The 3817-nt window shown below is 38.7% G+C and carries 6 protein-coding genes; 2 read left to right on the plus strand and 4 right to left on the minus strand.

What is annotated here, in order from left to right; translation table 11 throughout:
• Window positions 1-365 precede the first annotated feature (365 nt).
• Both H540_RS0128300 and H540_RS33735 read right to left on the minus strand, forming a co-directional pair.
• Window positions 366-554, minus strand: coding sequence for a hypothetical protein (locus H540_RS0128300; protein ID WP_028403432.1), 189 nt, complete (start codon window positions 552-554; stop codon window positions 366-368).
• A 714-nt stretch (window positions 555-1268) separates the two neighbouring features.
• A complete protein-coding gene (locus H540_RS33735; protein ID WP_155891171.1) occupies window positions 1269-1427 on the minus strand; it encodes a hypothetical protein in 159 nt (52 codons plus the stop codon).
• Window positions 1428-1538: 111 nt separating this feature from the next.
• Here H540_RS33735 and H540_RS0128310 point away from each other — a divergent pair, with 111 nt between their 5' ends.
• Entirely contained in the window at window positions 1539-2129 is a 591-nt protein-coding gene (locus H540_RS0128310; RefSeq protein ID WP_028403433.1) for a YiiX/YebB-like N1pC/P60 family cysteine hydrolase, read from the plus strand.
• Between the two features lie 174 nt (window positions 2130-2303).
• Here the strand turns inward: H540_RS0128310 and H540_RS33740 are convergent, their stop codons facing one another.
• The gene (locus H540_RS33740) at window positions 2304-2453 is read right to left on the minus strand and encodes a hypothetical protein (RefSeq protein WP_155891172.1); all 150 of its coding nucleotides are present in this window, start codon (window positions 2451-2453) and stop codon (window positions 2304-2306) included.
• 219 nt (window positions 2454-2672) lie between these two features.
• Here H540_RS33740 and yppF point away from each other — a divergent pair, with 219 nt between their 5' ends.
• Window positions 2673-2894 (plus strand): YppF family protein, encoded by a 222-nt coding sequence (gene yppF / locus H540_RS35810; RefSeq protein WP_034672180.1) that lies wholly within the window; start codon window positions 2673-2675, stop codon window positions 2892-2894.
• 531 nt (window positions 2895-3425) lie between these two features.
• On the opposite strand, the gene H540_RS34300 is transcribed toward yppF, so the two are convergent.
• On the minus strand, window positions 3426-3817 hold a 392-nt coding region (locus H540_RS34300; RefSeq protein WP_211241941.1), incomplete at its 5' end, for a hypothetical protein.

Genomic DNA, 3817 nt, shown 5'->3' on the forward strand with positions numbered 1-3817 from the left:
TGGCTTTCCATCTACATTTAGAACGTAAACCATGTAAAACATCCTTTCAGATAAGATCTCTACCCGAAGGCAGGTTGTGCGTATCCCTATTCTTTGACCAAATAAGGAATCCGTCCTCACCTCGACAAAGTTAAAAAGGCTTTTTACATCCATGTCACCGAGCCTTACCTCAGCCCTACTTAAACACGGACGACAGAGCAACGGTCTGGTGCGTCAACCGAAGGTGTCATGACCTCATTAACGTAGCTGAGATTTCTCCTAACTGAGTCTGGTGAACTTACCCCGAAGGGACGAAACTAGAGACTATGTGGCTTCTTTTCAGAAGCCACGATCGTGGTAGTTCACATGTATCATTTACAATTACGTCACACCGAGCCCCCCCGTGCAGCATTTCCCTTCCGAATTCCTTGTCGGTTCGCTATATTTGTACCAGGCTCCGGTCGTATACCTCCGGATGTTCCTATGGTTCCAGGATCTTGGTTAGTTAGGTATTGTTCTATCTGTTCATGAACAAGAAGCGCGCCCTTTTGATACGCCTGCACAGGTGAATTCACTACAGGCAGCTCTCTATGATTTCCATTTAATTAATTGTAGACATCAGGGACTTCTGTTACCTGACATTCATGCAAAAGTAAAAAGCACTAGACGTAAATGTCTGGTGCTTTGAGTCTAATAAACTGAGAGAACCCCCTTATTCATCTCTTGCTATACGATATAATCGGAGTGGACGTCCAACAGTTCCATATTGTTGCTCTTCCATTACAAAATAAATGATAATCTCAGAAACAGCAGGTTGAAGCTTTCATTTAATTAAATTACAGATATAAAAATAACGGGCTGGCCTCATGCTTGCCTGTATTTTTTTATGATACGTTGAACTACCCACCACTTAGCTACGCTTGAAGTGGGGGATTCCTGCGAACACCAAACTATCGTTCAGTTTCTTAGCAGGCTCTACCCGTACCACGGTGAAAGCTAATGTTTGTACGTTGAACCGGACACGCTCCCTACTCTGCTTGGTTTTCGCTACTTCGGTGAGCGTGTGACGAATGAACGTCTAAGATTTTACGTTACAGACTTCCTGTAACAACCTCATATCTTAGGTTTTCAAAGAGCAATCCACACAGGAATATTTTACCATATAAACATATGTTTTGCTACCGCAAAAAGCCGATTCATCCCCTCCCTACTCACTGGGCTTCGCCCTTCACGCTCCTTGAGGAAGGGGTATTCTCGGCTAAAAATGATAAAATGAAAAGAGGCTTTGGTTATTTATTTTGCCTCTCTTCCATTAAAAGCCTCTCTACTATAGCCATCAATTCCTCTGCTAATAAGTCTATATTAAGCTCTTCTATGTATGTGGCTTTCACGACATTCCTATGTATATTTTCAATATTTATTTTTATAGCAATTAGTTTTCTGTCCAAACACTTGTCCACTCCTCAGCATAGAATTAAACAGTTAAAACATTATATAACAACCATTTGATATGAAAAATAATGCACAAAGTTAAAAAACAACTAAAAGGGGGAATATTAATGGGCACTACTAAATTTAACAATTTAAAAAAGATGTCTTATCAAAATGCAAGAATGAATATAAATACAGGAGATATTCTTCTTTGCAGTGGTAATCATTTAATTAGTGAATTAATCAAACAATTTTCTAATTCTATATTTAGCCATGTTGGTTTCATATTTATTTGGAATGAGCGTATTCTTGTCATGGAAAGTGTGGAAGATGATGGTGTAAGAATAGTTCCTCTTTCTCATTATCTCTATAACTATGAAAACAGCCAGAAGCCATATGACGGAACGCTATATATAGGTCGACACCAAGCATTGGATGCTCCCGAATTTGACCATGAAAGTATAAACAAAATGCTTGGCAAAGCAGCTGATTTACTTAATTTAAATTATGATAAAGACGAAATCGCAAAAATTCTCTCACGTATAGTTTTAGGTGTAACTAAGCACGTAGATAATAATGAGTATATTTGTTCCGAATTTGTTGACGTTTGTTTTAAACAAATAGGGATCGAATTTCCACGTGATTCAACTGGATTCATTTATCCTGAACATATTGCTGCAGACCCCTATGTAAACCCTTTATTTCAAATATATCCATGAATTCAAATGAATTTGAAGGTCTTACGGCTTGTATTTTAAGGTTTCTATTCCATCAAATTATCAGTTTTAACACAAAAAAGACAGGGAGCCTGTACGTTGCTCACTGTCTTTTTGTTTAGTAGGATTGTTGTCTACCTTAGTTCATAAAATCAACCTGAAGTAGATCTTAGCTCTTTACTTCTTCTCTTTAGGATTGATTTGCTTCGCTCCTGCTTCTTTTTCTGAAGCAGTATTATGAGTTTCAATATTAGCCGTATTTTCAAGAGCTTGACCTACTTCACCTGTAAAATTCATTTTATGTTCTGGAATTCGTTGACTCTTCATCAATTAATCCCTCCTTTCTTCCCCTATTATTTTCCTCGTAATTACAAGGATACATACATTACACTTGCTCCAACAAATGAAATACTAATTTCATGTCGAAATAAATCAAGAATATTGTTAAAAAATGTCGGAAGTTCGAAATTTCAGAATAATCAATTTGCAATCGGTTTCATGGTATGATTTTTACATATCAACATGTTATACGGAGGCTGAATCAGGGTGTTACTACAGGACTTAATACATCAGTTTATACTAATGAAAAAACGAGTACCATTACATGTAATTGAATTACTAGACTATCTCAAAAAAAGTTATGTTTGCGGTGAATTATCCGCCAGTGATTATAAAAACTTATTTCGGGAACTTAATAAACATGGAGTAGAAAGCGTTGGAATGTTCATTCTTGAAAACATTTTTACCATTAATAGAAAAGCTTTGTAATAAAGAGCTAGATAATCAACCAGCTTTTTTATATTTATCAATATGAATGCGCTTTCGAACAAAGTGCCATCCTTACAATAATGGTTAAAAATTCCAAATTATAAAAGTGAGTGATACTGTTATGAAATGGTTTAAAAGCATTAAATGTTACTTTCAGGAAGGTCATAAGTACATGTTTGAAGGTTCTTACGACACTAAGTACAAAGAAATTCATATTCACAAATGTTCAAACTGCAAGCATATTAAAAAAATTGCTGTTTAAATGAAGGAAATCATTGTATTCCCCGACTAATTGTATTTGTTGCAATAACAAAGCTGCCTCCGAAAAGGACGCAGCTTTGTTATCTCCTATCCATAAAAACACAAAAAACGAGGTCAATTCCTCGTCCCTCATGTGCCTACTGTTTACTTTCACAATTATAGGATAGCAAATTTCTTTTGTTCTTATATAAAAGATTTGTAAATTCAATCGAAATAAAAAACTTAGGTTGTTCTAAGAAAACCCTAAGCCATTCCATGTCTTCATTTTAATTAATACCACTTTCCACCACCAAGTAAACTTCCAAGCAATCCCAGCCCGCCTAGACCTCCTTGGCCACCGCCAAGTAAACTGCTAAGCAATCCCAGCCCGCCTAGACCTCCTTGTCCACCGCCAAGTAAACTGCTAAACAATCCCAGCCCGCCTGGACCTCCCCAACCTCCTAGACCTGCTTTACCTCCCCAGCTTCCTGGGCCTCCCCAGCCTCCTGAACCTCCCCAGCCTCCTGGACCTCCCCAGCCTCCTGGACCTCCTGGACCTCCTGGACCTCCTGAACCTCCCCAGCCTCCTGGACCTCCCCAGCCTCCTGGACCTCCTGGACCTCCTGGACCTCCTGGACCTCCCCAGCCTCCTAGACCTCCTGGACCTCCTGGACCTCCCCAGC

The sequence above is a fragment of the Ectobacillus panaciterrae DSM 19096 genome, from assembly GCF_000430785.1.
GTDB classification, from domain to species: Bacteria; Bacillota; Bacilli; order Bacillales; family Bacillaceae_G; genus Ectobacillus; species Ectobacillus panaciterrae.

Excerpts from the sequence above, each read along its gene's own strand:
- H540_RS33740 (WP_155891172.1), bottom strand. The coding sequence starts at position 2,453 with ATGAAGAGTCAACGAATTCCAGAACATAAAATGAATTTTACAGGTGAA.
- H540_RS0128310 (WP_028403433.1), top strand. The coding sequence starts at position 1,539 with ATGGGCACTACTAAATTTAACAATTTAAAAAAGATGTCTTATCAAAAT.